Origin of the sequence: Streptococcus anginosus, from assembly GCF_900636475.1 — a bacterium.
GTDB classification, from domain to species: domain Bacteria; phylum Bacillota; class Bacilli; order Lactobacillales; family Streptococcaceae; genus Streptococcus; species Streptococcus anginosus.
The window spans coordinates 1,578,680-1,598,831 of record NZ_LR134283.1 but is presented as its reverse complement, the minus strand read 5'-3'; the positions used below and the strand labels follow the sequence as shown (position 1 = coordinate 1,598,831).

17 protein-coding genes are annotated in these 20,152 nt (G+C 38.4%); 8 read left to right on the top strand and 9 right to left on the bottom strand.

The features are described 5' to 3' along the window. Positions 1–65: 65 nt before the first annotated feature. Entirely contained in the window at positions 66–506 is a 441-nt protein-coding gene (gene argR / locus EL079_RS07905; RefSeq protein ID WP_003027809.1) for an arginine repressor, read from the bottom strand. Positions 507–609: 103 nt separating this feature from the next. Between argR and argS the strand changes: the two genes are divergently transcribed. Continuing rightward, positions 610–2,298 carry an arginine--tRNA ligase gene (gene argS / locus EL079_RS07900; protein WP_003032324.1) on the top strand — a complete coding sequence of 563 codons (1,689 nt, stop codon included), beginning with the start codon at positions 610–612 and terminating at the stop codon, positions 2,296–2,298. Positions 2,299–2,352: 54 nt separating this feature from the next. On the opposite strand, the gene nrdI is transcribed toward argS, so the two are convergent. From nrdI to malQ, 4 genes are all read right to left on the bottom strand, one after another. Next, complete coding sequence (gene nrdI / locus EL079_RS07895; protein WP_003032317.1) at positions 2,353–2,808, bottom strand: class Ib ribonucleoside-diphosphate reductase assembly flavoprotein NrdI; 456 nt, start codon at positions 2,806–2,808, stop codon at positions 2,353–2,355. A gap of 75 nt (positions 2,809–2,883) precedes the next feature. Beyond that, positions 2,884–3,393: an ABC transporter permease gene (locus tag EL079_RS07890; RefSeq protein ID WP_003032313.1), complete on the bottom strand. Its 510-nt coding sequence runs from the start codon at positions 3,391–3,393 to the stop codon at positions 2,884–2,886. Between the two features lie 149 nt (positions 3,394–3,542). Then, complete coding sequence (gene glgP / locus EL079_RS07885) at positions 3,543–5,801, bottom strand: glycogen/starch/alpha-glucan family phosphorylase (RefSeq protein WP_003032339.1); 2,259 nt, start codon at positions 5,799–5,801, stop codon at positions 3,543–3,545. A 25-nt stretch (positions 5,802–5,826) separates the two neighbouring features. Further along, on the bottom strand, positions 5,827–7,350 hold the full coding sequence (gene malQ / locus EL079_RS07880) for a 4-alpha-glucanotransferase (RefSeq protein WP_003032322.1): 1,524 nt from the start codon (positions 7,348–7,350) through the stop codon (positions 5,827–5,829). 328 nt (positions 7,351–7,678) lie between these two features. Here malQ and EL079_RS07870 point away from each other — a divergent pair, with 328 nt between their 5' ends. The 6 genes from EL079_RS07870 (at position 7,679) to pulA (ending at position 15,150) form a co-directional block, all read left to right on the top strand. Further along, positions 7,679–8,941, top strand: a complete 1,263-nt coding sequence (locus EL079_RS07870; RefSeq protein WP_003032326.1) for an extracellular solute-binding protein — start codon at positions 7,679–7,681, stop codon at positions 8,939–8,941. 73 nt (positions 8,942–9,014) lie between these two features. Continuing rightward, a complete protein-coding gene (locus EL079_RS07865) occupies positions 9,015–10,310 on the top strand; it encodes a sugar ABC transporter permease (protein ID WP_003032331.1) in 1,296 nt (431 codons plus the stop codon). A 1-nt stretch (position 10,311) separates the two neighbouring features. Then, complete coding sequence (locus tag EL079_RS07860; protein WP_003026676.1) at positions 10,312–11,154, top strand: sugar ABC transporter permease; 843 nt, start codon at positions 10,312–10,314, stop codon at positions 11,152–11,154. Between the two features lie 97 nt (positions 11,155–11,251). Then, positions 11,252–12,064 (top strand): hypothetical protein, encoded by an 813-nt coding sequence (locus tag EL079_RS07855; protein ID WP_003032315.1) that lies wholly within the window; start codon positions 11,252–11,254, stop codon positions 12,062–12,064. Positions 12,065–12,074: 10 nt separating this feature from the next. After that, on the top strand, positions 12,075–13,061 hold the full coding sequence (locus tag EL079_RS07850; protein WP_003032332.1) for a LacI family DNA-binding transcriptional regulator: 987 nt from the start codon (positions 12,075–12,077) through the stop codon (positions 13,059–13,061). 13 nt (positions 13,062–13,074) lie between these two features. After that, positions 13,075–15,150 carry a type I pullulanase gene (gene pulA, locus EL079_RS07845; RefSeq protein WP_003032312.1) on the top strand — a complete coding sequence of 692 codons (2,076 nt, stop codon included), beginning with the start codon at positions 13,075–13,077 and terminating at the stop codon, positions 15,148–15,150. A gap of 219 nt (positions 15,151–15,369) precedes the next feature. On the opposite strand, the gene EL079_RS07840 is transcribed toward pulA, so the two are convergent. From EL079_RS07840 to hisS, 4 genes are all read right to left on the bottom strand, one after another. Beyond that, on the bottom strand, positions 15,370–16,305 hold the full coding sequence (locus EL079_RS07840; RefSeq protein WP_003032340.1) for a YitT family protein: 936 nt from the start codon (positions 16,303–16,305) through the stop codon (positions 15,370–15,372). Continuing rightward, complete coding sequence (gene aspS / locus EL079_RS07835) at positions 16,292–18,046, bottom strand: aspartate--tRNA ligase (protein ID WP_003032323.1); 1,755 nt, start codon at positions 18,044–18,046, stop codon at positions 16,292–16,294. Before aspS ends, EL079_RS07840 begins: the two co-directional genes overlap by 14 nt. A gap of 119 nt (positions 18,047–18,165) precedes the next feature. Next, a complete protein-coding gene (locus EL079_RS07830; protein WP_003027825.1) occupies positions 18,166–18,372 on the bottom strand; it encodes a hypothetical protein in 207 nt (68 codons plus the stop codon). A gap of 80 nt (positions 18,373–18,452) precedes the next feature. Then, positions 18,453–19,733, bottom strand: coding sequence for a histidine--tRNA ligase (gene hisS / locus EL079_RS07825; RefSeq protein ID WP_003032319.1), 1,281 nt, complete (start codon positions 19,731–19,733; stop codon positions 18,453–18,455). Between the two features lie 228 nt (positions 19,734–19,961). Here hisS and rpmF point away from each other — a divergent pair, with 228 nt between their 5' ends. Further along, positions 19,962–20,144 (top strand): 50S ribosomal protein L32, encoded by a 183-nt coding sequence (rpmF, locus tag EL079_RS07820; protein ID WP_003032338.1) that lies wholly within the window; start codon positions 19,962–19,964, stop codon positions 20,142–20,144. Positions 20,145–20,152 lie beyond the last annotated feature (8 nt).

The window sequence follows — 20,152 nt, the reverse complement described above, 5'->3', positions numbered from 1 at the left end:
GCGTCTTGTTGACTACATAAACAAAGGAAGCTGAGCTCTTTGTCCCAGCCTCATCATTCATTCTCTTAATCCATTTTCTCAAGGAGCTGCTCTTCCATTTGTTTTGCAGCTGCTGTATCACGACAGATAACTAAGAGCGTGTTAGCCCCTGCTACCGTTCCTAAAATCAGCTCACCTTTATTGGCATCCACAAAGTTAGCCAGAATAGAAGCATCTCCTAAGCGAGTATGAAGAACCAAGGAAAATTCCGCCCGAGAAACACCCTCTACATGATAAGACAAGAACTCAACCAAATCGATTTTATTTGTTTCATCTGCTAAAACATAATAAACTTCATTGTTTTTCTTGGCTTTCGTCAATCCAATTTCACGTAAGTCCCGAGAGAGGGTTGTCTGTGTTACAATGATGCCTTGTGCCTTTAAACGATCCTGAATATCTTTTTGTGTACTCAGTTTTTCTTCCTTAATCATTCGCTTAATTAGTTTATGACGTTCACTCTTTTTCATTTTATCCTCAATAATGTATATTTATACTCAAAATTATACCAAAAAAATTGAAGATTCGTCAAAAAATATGTTAAAATACTAGTAAAAGACCAAAGGAGAAACCATGGATAATAAACAATTGATTGCAAGTGAACTGGCTAAGGTCATTGACAGCTTAGACCAAGACTCTATTTTAAATTTACTAGAAAAACCCAAAAGCTCAGATTTAGGTGATATTGCTTTTCCTGCCTTTTCTTTAGCGAAAGTAGAACGAAAAGCGCCTCAAGCGATTGCAACAGATATTGCAGAAAAAATTGACTCAACAAACTTTGAAAAAGTAGTGGCAACTGGTCCTTATGTTAATTTCTTCCTTGATAAATCAAAAATTTCAGTTCAAGTTATCAAAGAAATTGTAAAAGAAGGAAATAACTATGGGCAGCAAAATGAAGGAAATGGAGAAAACATCACCATTGACCTCTCCAGTCCAAACATTGCAAAACCATTTTCAGTTGGTCATTTGCGCTCAACCGTTATCGGTGACGCTCTTTCTAATATTTTCCATAAATTGGGTTACAACACCATTAAAATCAATCACTTAGGTGACTGGGGAAAACAATTCGGTCTTTTAATGGTGGCCTATAAAAAATGGGGCAGCAAAGAAGCCGTCGAAGCAAATCCAATTGATGAATTACTGAAACTGTACGTTCGTATCAATGCGGAAATCGAAACAGATCCTGAGCTTGATGACGAAGGTCGCCTCTGGTTCAAAAAATTAGAAGACGGTGATCCTGAAGCTACTGAATTATGGCAATGGTTCCGCGACGAAAGCCTGAAAGAATTTAACCGTATCTACAAATTACTTGGCGTTGAATTCGATAGCCTGGCTGGTGAAGCCTTCTATAATGACAAGATGGACGAAGGCATCAAAATCCTTGAAGAAAAAGGATTGTTGGAAGAGTCTAAAGGAGCTAGCATTGTCAACCTTGATGATGTTAATCTGCCACCAGCTATGATTAAGAAATCTGACGGAGCAACACTTTATATTACACGTGATATTGCGACAGCTATGTACCGTGCTCGCACTTACAACTTCGTTAAAAACATTTATGCTGTAGGTCAAGAACAAGCTAATCACTTCAGACAATTAAAAGCCGTTTTGAAGAAGATGGGATTTGACTGGAGCGATGATATGATTCACGTAGACTTTGGATTGGTAACAAAGAACCGCCAAAAATTGTCTACACGTAAAGGAAATATCATCCTTCTTGAACCAACTCTTCAAGAGGCTATCAGTCGTGCTAAATCACAAATTGAAGCCAAAAATCCTGACCTCGAAAACAAAGAAGCCGTTGCTCGTGCTGTCGGGGTAGGAGCTGTTAAATTCTACGATTTAAAAACAGACCGTCGCAACGGTTACGACTTTGATTTGGAAGCCATGGTATCCTTTGAAGGAGAAACAGGTCCATACATCCAATACGCTTATGCACGTATCCAATCAATCCTTCGCAAGGCTGACTTCAAGCCAAGTGCTGAAGCAACATACAGCCTAGATGATGCTGAAAGTTGGGAAATTATTAAACTGCTACAAGATTTTGCCCGTGTTGTCAAACGTGCAGCTGACAATTATGACCCATCACTCATTGCAAAATATGCGATCAGTCTTGCACAAGCATTTAACAAATTCTACGCACACACTCGTATCTTGGACGAAAGCCCTGAACGTGACAGCCGTCTGGCTCTCAGCTACGCAACAGCTGTTGTTCTAAAAGAATCTCTTCGTCTTCTCGGCGTTGATGCTCCAGAAAAAATGTAATTTCCTAACCCTATCAAAAAATCCTATCGGTATTTACAACGATAGGATTTTTTATTACATTCCGTATAATTCTTCAATTTTCAGACCAATTCGTTTGACATCTTCATTCAAGCCACGAAGTTCAAATGTGTCCAAGACTGGAAAGCCAAATCGCTCTGCATATTGCTTAGCTGTTAAACAATATTGGTTGTTAAAATTACGATTACCACTACCAACAATGCCAAAACAGCGCTTGTAATTCTCTTCAAAAGCGATAAAGTCACCTAAATCATTGGTAAGAATCTCCACATCCCCATTATCCAAACCATTTCCACCTTCTAAGTAGGTTGGCAAAAAGGCTACAAAAGGCTGAGACATGGCGTAAAATGGTCGCTCCTCTTTCACCATATCTTTTATATCCACCTGCTCAATCTCAACATTTTCATGTCGCTCTTGCAAAAAAGTAGACAAACGTTTGATAAAACTCGCTGTGTTGCCACTTAAGCTAATATAAACCAAGGAAATCTTCATATTTTCTCACTTTCTAAAAATAAAACACATCTATCATTCTCTTAAAATTTTAAGCTGATAGATATGTTTTGTCAACTATTGTAATTCTTCTTTTGCTAAGTCTTGTTGCTGCCGTTTCATCTTGAAAAAGACAATAACAAGGAAAAGAATATTAAATGCAAAATAAATAATGGTCAAAACTCTTGTCGATGAGATTGCTGTGGCACGCATCGTTTGATCTTTATAAAGATTGTTGAGTGGCATACCACCGATATAATTGTAAATTGTCCCAATAATTCCTAATAGCACATAAGCAATATAGGCAAAATTAGCGTATAGAATTTTTTTCTTGACGATAAACACAATGGCAGCAATCAACAGTAGAATGGAAAGAATAACTAATATTTTATGCGGAATATTATGAAGAAAAACAAGACTTCTTTCAGTTACTTCCACGATTTGCTTCACAACCGTTTCAGACAATCCTTTATAAGAACTTGTATTCGTTATTTTTTCACTGCCAAAAAAGGTTCCTACAAGTGTAAAAGATGATAGAATGGCTGATAGTGTCAGCAAGACATATAGATAAATTGGTCGTTTTTTCACAATAATCCTCCTCGTTGTGAAAAAGTTTTCAGTTTTATTTATTATAACGTAAGCAGTCAAAAATGGCAACAAAAGTTTCACTAGTGTCAATTATTTTTTTCAAACAAAAGCCCCTCAACTATCAATCAAGGGGCCTATTCGCTATTGAACTAGTTCAAATGCCAAATTTCATCGTTATATTGAGCAATCGTACGGTCAGCAGAGAAGAAGCCTGCTTTTGCAATATTGACAAGAACTTTTTCAAGCCAAACATCACGGTCTTCATAATCCGCAAACATACGTTCTTTTGTTTCGATATAGTCTTCCAAGTCAAGAAGCGTCATGAACCAGTCTTTGTTGATCAATTCATTGTAAAGTCGTTCCAAGCGCTCTTTCTTACCAACTGCAAGAACGGCATCACTGACAATGAAATCAACCAGCGGTTTGATTGCTTTACGAGCATAGAATTCACTTGACTTATAAGCTTCTTTGGCATACAAATCAATAACTGTTTCAGAATCTTCACCGAAGATATAAATATTATCATCGCCAACTAATTCATGAATTTCAACATTTGCCCCGTCTGACGTACCAAGTGTCAAAGCACCATTTAGCATGAATTTCATGTTACCAGTACCTGAAGCTTCTTTAGAAGCAAGGGAGATTTGCTCAGAAATGTCACCGGCTGCAATTAAGAAGCTAGCTGCTGTTACATTGTAGTTTTCAACCATAACGACTTGCAAGTACGGAGAAACTTCTGGGTCGTTAGCAATTACTTCTGACAAGCAAAGGATTAAATGAATAATATCTTGCGCAATCGTGTATGCTGGAGCAGCTTTCCCACCAAAGAAGACTGTAATTGGACGCGCAGGAATGTTTCCGGCCTTGATATCCAAGTATTTGTGAATGACATAAAGAGCATTCATTTGTTGACGTTTATACTCGTGAAGACGTTTGATTTGGATATCAAAGATTGATTCAGGATTGATTTCAACACCTTGGTGCTCTTTCAAGTGACGAGCTAATTTCCGTTTGTTGTGAGCTTTGATTTTTTCAAGTTCAGCTTTCACATCAGCCTTACCAGAAAATTCAAGTAAGTCTTCTAATTTTGAAGCATCATGGTGCCAATCGCGGCCAATCAAGCTATCAATGTAATTTGACAAGCGTGGATTTGCATGCATGAGCCAGCGACGGAAGGTGATTCCGTTTGTTTTATTGTTGAATTTTTCTGGATAAATGTCGTAAAAGGCTTTGAGTTCTGAGTTTTTCAAGATTTCTGTATGAAGAGCAGCAACCCCATTGACACTATATCCATAGTGAATATCCATGTGAGCCATGTGCACACGATCGTGTTCATCAATGATTTGAACAGCTGGATCTGCGTATTCAGCCTTCACGCGCTTATCCAATTCTTTGATGATTGGAACCAAGTGTGGAACAACTTCTTCCAAGAATTCAAGTGGCCATTTTTCAAGCGCTTCTGCAAGAATAGTATGGTTTGTATAAGCAGTCATATTACGAACGATTGAGATTGCTTCATCAAGCTCAATCCCACGTGCAGTCAAGAGACGAATCAACTCAGGAATGACCATTGATGGGTGAGTATCATTAATTTGCACAACTGCGTAGTCAGCCAAGTCATGAAGATTGCTCCCTTTTTCAATCGCTTCATCAATAATCAATTGTGCGCCATTTGACACCATAAAGTATTGTTGGAAGATACGGAGCAATTCACCTTGCTTATTACTATCATCTGGATAAAGGAATAGAGTCAAATTACGAGCAATATCTGTCTTATCAAAGTCAATCCCATCTTCAATGATACTTGCATCTACTGAGTCAAGGTCGAACAGACGAAGACGGTTTTTAGTAGCTGTCTTGTAACCAGGCACATCAATATCGTAAAGAGTTGATGTTAAAGTGAAATCAGCAAATGGTACTTGATAGCTACGGCTTGATTTTACTAACCAATTTTGCTCTGTTAACCAGAAGTTTGGTACTGTCGTTTGCTCATTATTTTTCAAAACTTGTTGGAAAAGACCAAAGTGATAGTTCAGACCTACACCGTCTCCATTCAAACCAAGTGTTGCAATAGAATCAAGGAAACAAGCAGCCAGACGTCCTAAACCACCATTACCAAGTGAAGGTTCTAATTCTACTTCTTCCACTTCAATCAAGTCTTTACCAGCATCTGCCAATTCTTTTTTGACATCATCATAAAGGCCAAGGTTAATGAGGTTGTTTGACAACAGTTTTCCAATCAAAAATTCTGCTGAAATGTAATATAATTTCTTTTTACCAGTATTAACTGGCTTTTGTGCACTAGCCAATTTTGTATAGTTTAAAAGGGCAATATACAATTCTTCATTGCTGCATTCAGCAATTTCTTTTTGATAAGTTTGTTGGATAAATTCTTGTAAATTTGACATTTTTTCTCCTACCTAGAAAAGAACGTTACAATTCATTCTCTTCCTTTAATAATTTTTTATTTAAACGACGATATGTTTTCGTCAAGCTATATAACTCTGCTTCAATCACAGGGTCCAATTCATCTGCTGTCATACGCCATGACCAATTGCCACCAATGCTTGATGGATAGTTCATGCGAGCTGAGCCGTCTAGTTCAAGCAAATCTTGCATGGTCGCAATAGCCATAAAGCTGACAGAAGCAAAGATAGTCCGTAGCATAGCATGAGGTACTGTTTCATATTCTTTACGATTAGTATATTGAGCCATATATTCACGTGTGGCATCATCAATTTCATCGCGATACCAACCAAGTACCGTGTTATTATCATGCGTACCTGTGTACATGACAGAATTGTTAGGCGCAAGATGTGGACTATCAATACTTTCAGACTCTGGATTAAAGGCGAATTGAGTGACTTTCATACCAGGGAAGCCTGTTTTTTCCCGCAAAGCAATCACTTCGTCGGTCATAAAGCCCAAGTCCTCGGCGATGATGTTTAGTTCACCCAATTCTTCCTTCACAGCTTTAAACAAAGCGTAATCAGGGCCTTTCACCCATTTACCAGGAGCGGCTGTATCGGATCCAGCAGGGATTTCCCAATAAGATTCAAAACCACGAAAATGATCGATACGAACCACATCGTAGATTTTGAAGCTTTCGCGTAAGCGTTCGATCCACCAACTATAGCCATCTTCATCCATTGCTTTCCAGTCATAAATTGGATTCCCCCAAAGTTGACCGGTCGCAGAGAATTCATCTGGCGGACATCCTGCTACACATGTAGGCTGTCCTAATTCATCTGTTTTAAAGAAATGCGGTTGCGCCCAAACATCACAGCTATCAGCTGCCACATAGATTGGCATATCGCCAACGATTTCAATATGATGTTCGTTAGCATAATTTTTCAATTCTAACCATTGTTTGAAGAAGAGATATTGCGTAACACGATGATAGGTCAATCGATCAGCTAGCTTTTCGCGATAAGTTGCTAAGCTAGACGCTTCACGATGACGTACCGCTGCATCTGGCCATTCCGTCCAAGCTTTCAAGTCGAAATGCTCTTTAATCGCCATGTATTCAGCAAACACTTCAAGCCATGATGCATTATCTGCTACAAATTTTTCATAGGCTGCTAAGTCTCCACGTTCTAAGAAACGTTTCACAGCTTTTTCCAAAACAGGCCTGCGATTGTTAAACACTTTCGCATAATCTACTTTTCTTGGATCTTGACCAAAGTCTAATCCTTCAAGATCACTTTTTACAAGCAGTCCTTCTTCAACCAGTCGATCAAAATCAATAAAATGTGTATTTCCCGCAAATGCAGAGAATGATTGGTAAGGAGAATCTCCATAACTGGTCGTGCCTAAAGGCAAAATTTGCCAGTAACGTTGCTTTGTTCTTACCAAAAAATCCACAAAATCGTAAGCACTTTTCCCAAATGAGCCGATTCCGTATTTCCCTGGAAGAGAAGAAATATGCATGAGAACACCACTTTGACGCTCTTTCATCTTATCACCTCAATAAATTTTTCTGTTAAATTTTGCATTCATTTAACGAAAACGTTTGCGTTGATTTGATTATAACTTAATTCCGACCTGTGTGCAACCATTTTTCTAGTTTTTTTGTAAAATTTTAAAATATTTTGGACAATTGAATCATTTTCTTCTATTTTATCAAGATTTTTGGAGTGGAAAATAAAAAATTTTTAAGATTTTTTTAAAAAAGTGTTGCAACCGTTTTCTATTTGTGGTATACTTAAGTATAGTTTAAGAAAACGTTTGCGTAAACTATTTTAAATTGTTATCTTATTATTTTATTCTTTAGGAGGAATAAATCATGAAACATAAAATGTTGAAAAGTGTTGCAGTTCTTGGAACTGTAGGATTAGCTAGTTTGTTACTAGTAGCTTGCGGTAGCAAAAATAATAAATCAGCTTCTTCTGGTGATGGTAAAAACCTCACTGTTTACGTAGAAAAACAATACGAAGGCTACATGAAGAAAGCTGCTGCTGCTTTTGAAAAAGAAAGTGGAACAAAAGTTACTATTAAAACTGGCGACCAACTTAAAGGTCTTGAAAATCTTTCACTTGACAACCAATCTGGCAAAGCTCCAGACGTTATGATGTCTCCATATGACCGCGTAGGTAGTCTCGGTTCAGACGGCCAACTTTCAGAAGTGAAACTTGACAAAGGTTCAATGACTGATGACACAACAAAAGCACTCGTAACTACAAAAGGTAAGACTTATGGCGCACCTGCTGTTATCGAAACATTAGTAATGTACTACAATAAAGACCTTGTTTCTAAAGCTCCAACTACATTTGCTGAATTAGAAGAACTGGCAAAAGACAGCAAATATGCTTTTGCTAACGAAAATGGCAAAACAACTGCTTTCCTCGCGGACTGGACAAACTTCTATTATGCTTACGGTCTGTTAGCTGGTAACGGTGGTTACGTATTTGGTAAGAACGGTACCGATCCTAAAGACATCGGTCTTGCAAATGACGGTTCTATTAAAGGTATTGAATACGCTAAATCTTGGTACGAAAAATGGCCAAAAGGAATGCAAGATACTAAAGGTGCCGCAAACTTAATTCAAACTCAATTCCAATCAGGTAAAACAGCTGCTATCATTGAAGGCCCTTGGAAAGCTGCATCATTTAAAGAAGCTAAAGTGAACTATGGTGTTGCCACTATTCCTACACTTCCAAATGGTAAAAACTATCAAACCTTTGGTGGTGGTAAAGCTTGGGTCATCCCTGCAGGATCTAAAAATGCCAAAACAGCTCAAAAATTTGTCAACTTCTTGACATCAACAGATCAACAAAAAGCTTTCTATGATGCTACAAACGAAGTACCTGCTAATACAGAAGCTCGTAAATATGCTGAAGGTAAAAATGATGAATTGACTTCAGCTGTTGTTAAACAGTTCCAATCTGCTCAACCTATGCCAAATATCTCTGAAATGAGTACTGTATGGGATCCAGCAGCAAGTATGCTCTTTGATGCTGTAAGTGGTAAAAAAGATGCTAAAACTGCTGCAAATGATGCCGTTAAATTGATTAAAGATACTATCAATCAAAAATTTGGTAAAAAATAAAACAGATTGAGGTAGGATAGAACTCGATTGGCAGCACCAGTCGAGTTCTATATTTTAGACAAAGGAGGCTCTGATGACTACACAACAACAGCCACGTAAAGCATTGCTGCTCTCCCTCATCCCAGGACTTGGGCAAATTTATAATAAACAAAAAGCAAAAGGGGCTATCTTTTTAGGAGTTACCATTTTATTTTTGATTTACTTTTTCGCCATTGCTGCTCCTGAGTTAGGAAACTTAATTACTCTCGGTGAGGTGCCTGGACGCGATAACTCTCTTTTCATGTTGATTCGTGGTGCATTCCACTTTATTCTTGTCATTGTTTATTTCATCTTTTATGCTCTCAATCTAAAAGATGCTTATACTATTGCGAAACGTTGGAATAATGATTATCCAGTTCCTACGACTTTCAAAGATATGTTAAAAGGAATTTACGCTAATGGTTTTCCTTACCTATTGATTATTCCTTCATATATTGCAATGACTTTTGCTATCATTTTCCCTGTATTGGTCACTCTTTTAATCGCCTTTACAAACTATGATTTCCAACATTTGCCTCCAACCAAGCTCTTGGATTGGGTTGGCGTGACAAACTTCACTAATATTTGGCAACTTAGCACTTTCCGTTCTGCTTTTGGAGCCGTTCTTGGTTGGACTATTATCTGGGCACTGACTGCCTCAACTGTCCAAATCGTTATTGGTATTTTTACCGCTATTATTGCAAACCAACCATTTATTAAAGGAAAACGCATTTTCGGCGTTATCTTCCTACTGCCTTGGGCTGTCCCAGCATTCATCACTATCTTAACTTTCAGTAACATGTTCAACGATAGTATCGGTGCAATCAATACCCAAGTCATTCCGCTTCTTGGTAAAGTATTGCCATTCTTAAATGGACATCTGATTCCTTGGAAAACAGATCCGACCTGGACTAAAATTGCTCTAATTATGATGCAAGGTTGGCTTGGTTTCCCTTACATTTATGTATTGACACTTGGTATCTTGCAATCCATTCCAAACGATCTTTACGAAGCGGCTTACATTGATGGTGCAAATGCATGGCAAAAATTCCGCAATATCACTTTCCCAATGATTTTAGCAGTTGCTGCCCCTACACTCATCAGTCAGTATACTTTCAACTTCAACAACTTCTCTATCATGTACCTCTTTAATGATGGCGGTCCTGGTACAGTTGGTGGTGGTGCAGGTTCGACTGACATCCTCATTTCATGGATTTATCGTTTAACGACAGGTGCAGCTCCTCAATACTCAATGGCCGCTGCGGTAACACTTATCATTTCTCTTATCGTGATTTCAATCTCCATGATTGCGTTCAAGAAACTACATGCATTTGATATGAAGGATGTGTAAGATGAATAATTCTATTAAATTTAAACGCCGTTTAAACCACTTTTTAACTTATTTCTATCTAGTGGCTTTATCTATTATCATTATCTATCCTCTCTTGATTACGATTATGTCTGCTTTCAAGACAGGGAATGTCCTTGCGTTTAAGCTAGATACAGATATTAATTTTAGCCTAGAAAACTTTAGCAAGCTTTTTACTGAAACTCTTTATGGGACTTGGTACTTTAACACTTTAATCATTGCTATCTTGACAATGATTATCCAAACAAGTATAGTTGTACTAGCTGGTTACGCTTATAGTCGTTATAATTTCCTAGCTAGAAAACAAAGTCTGGTCTTCTTCTTAATCATTCAAATGGTGCCAACAATGGCTGCCCTGACCGCCTTCTTCGTTATGGCTTTGATGTTAAATGCTCTCAACCACAGTTGGTTCCTCATCTTCCTTTATGTCGGCGGTGGTATCCCAATGAACGCTTGGCTCATGAAAGGGTACTTTGATACTGTACCTATCTCGCTTGATGAGTCCGCTAAATTGGACGGTGCTGGTCACTTCAGACGCTTCTGGCAAATTGTACTACCACTCGTTCGTCCAATGATTGCTGTACAAGCTCTCTGGGCTTTCATGGGACCATTTGGAGACTACATCTTATCTAGTTTCTTACTTCGTGAAAAAGAATTCTATACAGTTGCTGTTGGTTTACAAACCTTTGTTAGTGATGTGAAGAATTTGAAGATTGCCTACTTCTCAGCAGGTGCTATCTTGATTGCCTTGCCAATCTGTATCTTATTCTTCTTCCTACAAAAGAACTTTGTATCTGGTTTAACAAGTGGTGGCGACAAGGGATAATCTTGTCCCACCCTCTTTTATTTATAGTTGTATGATAGCTAATAAATTTAATTTTATTAGCTATCACCTGATTATAATTTTTTAGAAAGTGTGTCTTATGCTACCTTATCCATTTAATTATTTTTTTAGTATTTCCGGTTTTAAAAAGCCTTTTGCCAACCGAAAATTACTGACCTGGTGTCAATTGATTTTTACAAGCATCTTTTTAATTTCCTTATCCATGATACCAGTTGCTGTGCAAAACGCGTCTCTCAAGACTTATCCACTCACTACTTTTGTAGATGGTGTTTTTGACCCTGTTACAAAGGAAGTAATGGACGATATCACAGAGAATGCTAAAATAGCAAATCATCAATTCAGCTATGCTGGTCAGCAATCAACTCACAATAGCAAAGCAGGAACTGTCCTTCTAGGGAAAGAACAGTCTACCTTAGGAGAAAAACTAACACTTGCTTTTGGATCCAAACAACTGATTATCAGCAAAAAAGGAAAAAAACTGGCAGACATTCAATATCAGCATATCAATCAAGCTGCTCTAAAAAATAAAAAGTCGCTCAGTGCCGCCATTTCACAAGATTGGTTTCAACAAAATCGTGTGACAGTCAGTCTATTTCTCGTTCTCCTTTCTGGCGGTCTTTTGACACTGAATTTCTTCATCATCATCTTAGGAGCTACCTTTTTCCTTTATTTAACGAAAAAATCACGTCTTTTTTCTTTTAAAACCGTCAAAGAATGCTATCATTTTGCTTTGAATTGTTTAGGTTTGCCAACATTGATTGCTGTCGCGGCAGGGTTATTGTTCGGTCAAGCCATGACCACTATGATTACCATTCAAAACATTCTTTTTGCCCTTTATCTCGTCATCATTTTCTATCGGACACATTTCCGTGATGAAAAAATGAAAAAGTAGGGAGGTTTTTATGCGAGTTACTATCAAAGAAGTTGCTAAGTTGGCAGGGGTTTCTCCATCCACCGTTACCCGTGTAATTCAAAACAAATCCAGCATTAGCGATGAAACGAAAAAAAGAGTCCGCAAGGCTATGAAAGAGCTGAATTATCACCCTAATCTCAATGCACGTAGTCTTGTTAGCAGTTACACACAAGTCATTGGTGTTGTTTTACCTGATGATTCCGATGCTTTCTATCAAAACCCATTTTTCCCTTCAGTCTTTCGCGGGATTGCTCAGGTGGCTTCCGAGCATCACTATGCTATTCAAATTGCGACTGGAAAAAATGAAAAGGAACGCATGGAAGCTATTTCCCAAATGGTTCTTGGCAAACGAGTAGACGGACTCATCTTTCTTTACTCTCAAGAAAATGATCCACTAGTGAAAATGGTCAGTGAAGAACAATTTCCTTTCTTAATTTTGGGAAAATCTCTTTCTCCCTTTATTCCTTTGGTGGATAATGACAATATCCAAGCGGGATATGATGCAACAGAATATTTCATCAAAAAAGGCTGCCGAAATATTGCTTTTATCGGTGGTAGCAAAAGACTATTTGTAACGCAAGACCGCTATAAAGGATACCAAAAAGCGCTAGAAGATTACCATTTAGAGCTTGACCCTCAAAATACAGCCTTTGCAAATGAATTTTTGGAAGATAAAGGATATCAATTTACCAAGCGCCTTCTCAGTCATGATACAAAAATTGATGCTATTATCACAACAGACAGTATGCTGGCAGAGGGAGTTTGTAATTATTTAAATGAAAATCAATTATCTGTTCCCACTCTAGCCTTTGACTCTATTAAACCCAAACTTGATTTAATAGCTTATGTAGATATTAACACATTAGAGCTAGGGCGGGTTTCGTTCAAGACTATTCTACAAATTATCAATGATACCAAAGAAAATCGACAAATTTGCTATCGCCAATTGATTCCACATCGCATTATCGAACGATAAAGAAAGGAAGTTTATGGCTTTCCGAACATTCCAAGCCTACTTAGATGACCAAAGTCTCATCACGATCGAGTTAGAAAAACAATTTTATACTGAACAATTACAATTTACAATCGAAACGGTTGATAGCACACAAACCTTACAGATAAGAACTCTGGAAGAACAAGATGACTTCGTGCAATACAGTCTTGCTCCTCTTGAGCCGTTAGATTTAACCAGTCATTATTGGATTTACGACCAAGATCGCAATAAAACCTTTTTGCAATTTCGCCATATTGTGAGAAAACCGATTTTTGACCAGACCTTTGCTTATGATGGCGATGACTTAGGAGCTCATTACACTCCTAAAGTAACGACTTTTAAACTCTGGGCTCCTATTTCCGAGCAAGTTTTGCTCCATTTACAAAATCAAGTTTATCCGATGACACTTGGTGAAAAGGGCGTTTGGCAAATAGAAGTCTCTGGAAATTTTGATGGAGCTGCTTATTACTATCTACACAAAGTAAATGGTCACTGGGTGGAAGTCCATGATCCTTATGCCTTATCTTCAGAAAGTAATTCTGGTGTTAGTTATGTTGTCAATCCAGAGAAAATTACTCGCCCAATTCACCGAGCAGCAACACAAATTCCAATAACAAAAGCTGTTATCTACGAGATGAGTGTACGAGATTTTTCCATGCAAAAAGAAGCAGGATTTACCTACCCTGGGAAATTCAAGTCCCTAACAGAGTCTCCTGATTTACAAGAACACACTTTGGGAATGGATTATGTCAAACAACTGGGTGTTACTCATATCCAACTCATGCCAGTGTATGATTTTGGCAGTGTTGATGAAAATCATCCAGAACTCGTGTATAACTGGGGCTATGACCCTATGCAATACAATCTTCCTGACGGCAGCTTTGCAACAAATCCACATGATCCTTATACAAGAATCGTTGAATTGCAAGAAGCAATCGCTGCTTATCATCAAGCCGACATCAGTGTTATCATGGACGTCGTTTACAATCATGTCTACGATCCCCAAACCTATGCTTTTGAAAAAATCGTCCCAGGCTATTTCTTCCGCTATGATCACAATGCCAATTTAACAAATGGGACTTTCTGTGGGAACGACGTAGCAAGTGAACGAGCAATGGTTCGTAGCTATATTAAGCATTCCCTCAAACAATGGCTAACTCTTTATGGAATGGACGGCTTTCGCTTTGACCTCATGGGCATTCTAGATATGGAAACCATGAAACAAATCGCAGAGGAATTGAAGTTTCTTTATCCAAATGTTTATTTGTACGGAGAAGGGTGGCGTATGGCCACCGGACTGGATAGCAATCGGCTTGCACATCAATTCAACGCCGCTCAGTTACCAAGCTATGGTTTTTTCAGCGACCACTTCCGCAATACAATCAAAGAAACGATTTTAGAAGGCAGTCAAATCCAAGACTCCAAACCAATAGATACGATAGAAAATGTATTGACAGCTAATGTTGGATTAACGGAAACAGCACATTTTATCGCACCCCAGCAAGCTATCAACTACGTGGAATGCCATGACGATGCAACGGCTTTTGATTATTTTGCAATTAAAAAGCCAGATATCTCTCTAAATGAGCGGTTAGCAGATGCACGACTCGCTTTGCATATTACTTTGTTAGCTCAAGGGGTACCATTCCTCCATAGCGGGCAAGAGTTTTTCCGTAGTAAAAACCTCATGGATAATACTTATAATGCTCAAGACGCCATCAACCGTCTTGATTGGCTACACTCAATTGAATATGAGAAAGACGTAGATTTTGTTCGCCAGTTGATCCAATTCAGAAAAGCAAATCTGCTCCTCAGTTTGGAAACAAGAACAGAAATTAAAGATTACTGTTCTGTCGAATGGCTAAGTGATTCTGTGGTCGAATATAAAATTAAAGAAAAAGAAGATCAAATCACAATCCTCATTAACTTTGGAAACGAAGCATTTAGCTATCCAAATCAAGATAAACAAGCTATTTTTATCAACTACCCAGAGATTAGCCTTGACGTTCCTCTCAATACCAACAGAGATTCCTATACTGTCCCTGCAAAACAAGTTCTCGTACTTAAATAATCGTGAGGCTGGGCAAAAACACCATTTTTAATCAGAAATGGATAATCAACGACATTATAAAAGGCTTAAAATCAAGATTTATTTAAACCAGATTCTAAGCCTTTTTGCTTTTATGCTTGTTTTTGCCCAGCCTCTATTTGTCCCGCACCGAAGGCCGCGAGACAGACTGCAAGTCATATAAAAAAACATCAGATTGACCAAACTAGCCAATCTGATGTTTTATTCTTCTACGAAACGTCCAAGAATGTGAACATTATCTGCTACCGATACAAAAGCATGCGGATCAGTTTTACGCATGATATGCTTGAATTCATTAAATTCAGCACGCGTAATAACTGTAATCAAAACTGCTTTTTTCTCATGATTGTAAGTTCCTTCTGCACCATTAACCATGGTTGCACCACGATGCAATTTGTTATGAATTTTATCAATAACTTCTTCGGGATGACTGGTAATAATCATCGCCTGCATCTTCTTTTGCTTAGTAAAGACTGCATCTGTCACACGGCTTGACACAAAAATCGTAATCATCGAATATAGTGCATATTTCCAGCCGAAAGTCACACCGGCAATAATCATAATCATGCCATTGACCATAAAGGAAATATTTCCCACATTTCTGCCGGTTTTCTTCCGAACCGTCAAGCTGACAATATCCGTCCCACCACTAGAAATATTGGAACGCAAAGCAAAGCCGATTCCCATTCCCATGATAACCCCACCAAACAAAGCATTGATAATCGGGTCATTTGTTAAGGTCACTTCAGGAACAAACTGGATAAACAGCGAGCTCATGGAAACGGTTATAAAAGTAAATACCGTAAATTTGTGCCCAATTTGATACCAAGCTAAAATCATCAGCGGGATATTGATGAGATAGAAAGTCACAGAAACCGGAATAGTAAATCCTAAAAAACGCGTACTTAAAGCGGCTAAAATCTGTGCCAATCCAGTCGCACCGCTTGAATAAACATGTCCCGGTTGAAAGAAAAGATTCACTGCAACCGCAGATAGAAAACCATAAATGAGCGAAGCAGAAATCTTTTCATCGTACTTCTCACGAGAAATACTCTTAAGTACTCGTATCAACTTAAAATCATAGGCTAGACGGCGCAAATAATAACGCAATCGTTTGTAAATCTTACTTTTCTTCATGAGTTTCTACTTGTAAACTTAATTCTTCAAGTTGTTTAGCGTCGACTATGCTTGGCGCCTGAGTCATTGGATCACTTGCTTTGTTGTTTTTAGGGAAAGCAATCACTTCACGGATATTTTCCTCGCCAGCCAGCAACATGACAAAACGATCTAGCCCAATTGCCAGTCCACCATGCGGTGGAAAACCATAATCCATTGCTTCTAGCAAGAAACCAAATTGATCAGTAGCTTCTTCTTCAGAAAAACCAAGGGCTTTAAACATTCGTTCTTGCAAATCTTTGTGGTTAATACGAAGACTTCCACCACCCAATTCATAACCATTCAAGACAATATCATAAGCAATAGCACGAACCTTGCTCAAATCACCTTCTAATTCATGAGCTGTGTCTGCTTGTGGAAGAGTGAATGGATGGTGCGCACTCATATAGCGACCTTCTTCTTCCGACCATTCAAACATTGGCCAATCCACAACCCAAAGGTAATTAAATTTCGATTCATCAATCAAGTCTAGATCTTTTGCAAGACGAACACGAAGAGCTCCCAAGGATGCATTGGCAACTTCAAGCGTATCCGCTACAAAAAGAACCAAATCATTGTCTTCAAGCTGTAAAGCATCTGTCAAGTCACTTGTCAAGTCTTTCAAAAACTTAGCAACTGGTCCATTTAGTTCACCTGATACCACTTTCACCCAAGCAAGTCCTTTTGCTCCATACTGTTTTGCTTGCTCTGTCAACTTATCAATATCTTTGCGAGAATATTTATCAGCAGCATTTTTCACAACAATCGCTTTAACTGCTGGTGCTTCTGAGAAAACTTTAAAGTCAATTCCCTTGACAAGCTCTGTCAAGTCTTGCAATAGCATCTCAAAACGTGTATCTGGCTTATCACTTCCATACAAAGCCATTGCATCATCATATTTCATTCGTGGGAATGGTAGTGCAACCTCAATCCCCTTCGTTTCTTTCATCACTCGAGCAATCAAGTCTTCTGTAATATCTTGAATTTCTTGATCAGATAGGAAAGAAGTTTCTAAGTCAACCTGTGTAAACTCTGGTTGACGGTCTCCACGCAAATCCTCATCACGGAAGCATTTTACAATTTGATAATACCGATCAAATCCAGCATTCATCAACAGTTGCTTGGTAATTTGAGGACTTTGTGGCAGAGCATAAAAATGACCTTGGTTCACTCGACTTGGTACCAAATAATCACGCGCCCCTTCTGGAGTTGACTTAGTAAGAAACGGCGTTTCCACATCAATAAATTCAAGCTCATCTAAGTAATTGCGAATAGAATGTGTTACCTTAGCCCGCAATTTCAAATTTGCCAACATTTCAGGACGACGAAGGTCTAAATAACGGTAACGGAGACGGGTATCATCATTCGCTTCAATACCGTCTTTGATTTCAAATGGAGTCGTTTTGGCCGTATTGAGAACTGTCAGATTCTCCACGTGTAGTTCAACAGCTCCCGTTGCTAATTTATCATTCGCCTGCGTACGGGCTTCTACTTTTCCAGTCACTTCAATCACATATTCGCTTCGCAAACTTTCAGCGGTTTCCATGACTTCTTTGGCTACATTTTCGGGATTGATAACTAGCTGCATTATGCCTTCACGGTCACGCAAATCAATGAAAATCAGTCCTCCTAAGTCACGACGACGGGACACCCAACCTTTCAAAGTGATTTTTTGACCAACATGTTCACTACGAACACGCCCGGCATACATTGAACGTTTCATTTTTATTCTCCAAACTTTTAATTCTTTTACTATTTTACCACAAAAGCGATGAAAAAGAAGACATGCTTTTCAAAATCTTCATATCTTAACGTAATATTTTTACAAAAGAAGATGACGACTCACCTCTTACTTTCTTTGTCATATAATTCAGGATGCAAAACCTTGACCACATAACTTGATGCTAAGCGCAATAGCCCTGCTGCCAAGCCAAAAATCGGTGCTAAAAACCGAAAAAAGAAATCCCCTCTTACAAAATAGGCAATTCCTCCTATAATCAAAAAAACAATTAGAAACTGAATTACAGACGGAATGATTATTTTTTTCATTGTTCTCTCCACTTCTACTTCAACATTCTACTATGTTATGAGAGAAAAAAGCCATTCGACTGGCTTTCTCCCTTTTTAAATTAAAACCCCAGTTGTTCAAAAATTGTTTGAAAATCTTCTTGGATCTGATTTAAACTGACTGTCAATTCTTCACGAGTTTGATTGTTTTTGATGGTAACTTGATTGCTTTCAATCTCACTTTCACCAAGAGTTATCAAAGTCTTAGCAGAGAAAGTATCTGCTGACTTGAATTGCGCTTTTAACTTACGATTTAAATAATCACGTTCAGCTGTAAATCCCTGCTTACGAAGTGCTTGTACAATTTCCAAAGCTTTGTTATTAGCACCGTCTCCCAAAACTGCAACATAAACGTCTAAGCTATCCTCCAGCGGCAAGGCTACACCCTGCTTTTCAAGAACGAGGAGCAGACGTTCTACGCCCATCCCAAAGCCAAATCCAGCCGTCTCTGGTCCACCAAAATAAGCAACAAGGCTATCATAACGACCGCCTGCACAAATAGTCAGTTCATTACCGGCTACATCTGCAGTAAATTCAAAAATCGTGTGATTGTAATAATCCAATCCGCGGACCATATTGGTATTGATAACATAAGTAATTCCTAGTGCTTCCAACATCGAACGCACAGCTTGAAAATGAGTTTGGCTTTCCTCATCTAGATAATCCAGGATAGAGGGTGCATTTTCAACAGCGAGTTTATCTTCTTTTTCCTTACTGTCTAGCACACGGAGAGGATTTTCTTCCAGACGACGCTGACTATCTTTAGAAAGACTGTCTTTCAACGGCATCAAATAATCAATCAATGCTTGACGATAAGCGGCGCGACTCTCTGCATTCCCCAAACTATTCAACTGCAACGTTACACCTTGAATACCAATTTCATTGAAAAATTGAGCTGCCATGGCAATCGTCTCTACATCAGTCGCAGGATTGTTGGAGCCAAAACACTCTACACCAATCTGATGAAACTCACGCAAACGCCCTGCCTGAGGACGCTCATAACGAAACATAGAGCCCATATAATAAAGTTTCACCGGTTTTTGGACTTCTGGTGCAAAGAGCTTATTTTCCACATAAGAACGTACAACTGGTGCTGTTCCTTCTGGGCGTAATGTGATATGACGGTCGCCTTTGTCATAAAAATCATACATTTCTTTGGTCACAATGTCAGTCGTGTCGCCAACAGAACGACTAATCACTTCATAATGCTCAAATAGTGGGGTACGAATTTCTGCGTAATGATATTTTTTAAATGTTTTGCGAGCAAATTCTTCTACATATTGCCATTTGACAGACTCTTGAGGGAGAATATCCTGAGTCCCTTTCGGTTTTTGTAATTTCATAGCTTTCCTCTTCATTCATATAATATAATTATTTTACCACAAGTAGCCGATTTTGAGGACAGTTTCGGTATATTTTCTCTGAAAAGCTAGCACGCTCTGCTATTTTACAAAAAGTAAAAGAAAATCTGTCAAGTAACTTTACTTTACAAAATTTTTTTGATATACTATTACAGTTGATGAAAATCAAAGAGATTGAATCGAACTTATATTAAAAGGAGAATAAAGAAAATGGCAGTACCTGCACGTCGCACTTCAAAAGCGAAGAAAAACAAACGCCGCACTCACTACAAAATTACAGCTCCATCTGTACATTTTGACGAAACTACTGGAGATTACTCACGTTCTCACCGTGTATCCCTCAAAGGATACTACAAAGGACGTAAAATCGCCAAAGTTGCAGCAGCAGAATAATAGAAGGG

Coding starts and splice junctions, on each gene's coding strand:
- EL079_RS07840 (WP_003032340.1), bottom strand. CDS start 16,305: ATGAAGAAAAGTAAGATTTACAAACGATTGCGTTATTATTTGCGCCGT.
- nrdI (WP_003032317.1), bottom strand. CDS start 2,808: ATGAAGATTTCCTTGGTTTATATTAGCTTAAGTGGCAACACAGCGAGT.
- EL079_RS07870 (WP_003032326.1), top strand. CDS start 7,679: ATGAAACATAAAATGTTGAAAAGTGTTGCAGTTCTTGGAACTGTAGGA.
- EL079_RS07855 (WP_003032315.1), top strand. CDS start 11,252: ATGCTACCTTATCCATTTAATTATTTTTTTAGTATTTCCGGTTTTAAA.
- argR (WP_003027809.1), bottom strand. CDS start 506: ATGAAAAAGAGTGAACGTCATAAACTAATTAAGCGAATGATTAAGGAA.
- pulA (WP_003032312.1), top strand. CDS start 13,075: ATGGCTTTCCGAACATTCCAAGCCTACTTAGATGACCAAAGTCTCATC.
- EL079_RS07830 (WP_003027825.1), bottom strand. CDS start 18,372: ATGAAAAAAATAATCATTCCGTCTGTAATTCAGTTTCTAATTGTTTTT.
- EL079_RS07860 (WP_003026676.1), top strand. CDS start 10,312: ATGAATAATTCTATTAAATTTAAACGCCGTTTAAACCACTTTTTAACT.
- glgP (WP_003032339.1), bottom strand. CDS start 5,801: ATGTCAAATTTACAAGAATTTATCCAACAAACTTATCAAAAAGAAATT.
- hisS (WP_003032319.1), bottom strand. CDS start 19,733: ATGAAATTACAAAAACCGAAAGGGACTCAGGATATTCTCCCTCAAGAG.
- EL079_RS07850 (WP_003032332.1), top strand. CDS start 12,075: ATGCGAGTTACTATCAAAGAAGTTGCTAAGTTGGCAGGGGTTTCTCCA.
- argS (WP_003032324.1), top strand. CDS start 610: ATGGATAATAAACAATTGATTGCAAGTGAACTGGCTAAGGTCATTGAC.
- aspS (WP_003032323.1), bottom strand. CDS start 18,046: ATGAAACGTTCAATGTATGCCGGGCGTGTTCGTAGTGAACATGTTGGT.
- EL079_RS07865 (WP_003032331.1), top strand. CDS start 9,015: ATGACTACACAACAACAGCCACGTAAAGCATTGCTGCTCTCCCTCATC.
- rpmF (WP_003032338.1), top strand. CDS start 19,962: ATGGCAGTACCTGCACGTCGCACTTCAAAAGCGAAGAAAAACAAACGC.
- malQ (WP_003032322.1), bottom strand. CDS start 7,350: ATGAAAGAGCGTCAAAGTGGTGTTCTCATGCATATTTCTTCTCTTCCA.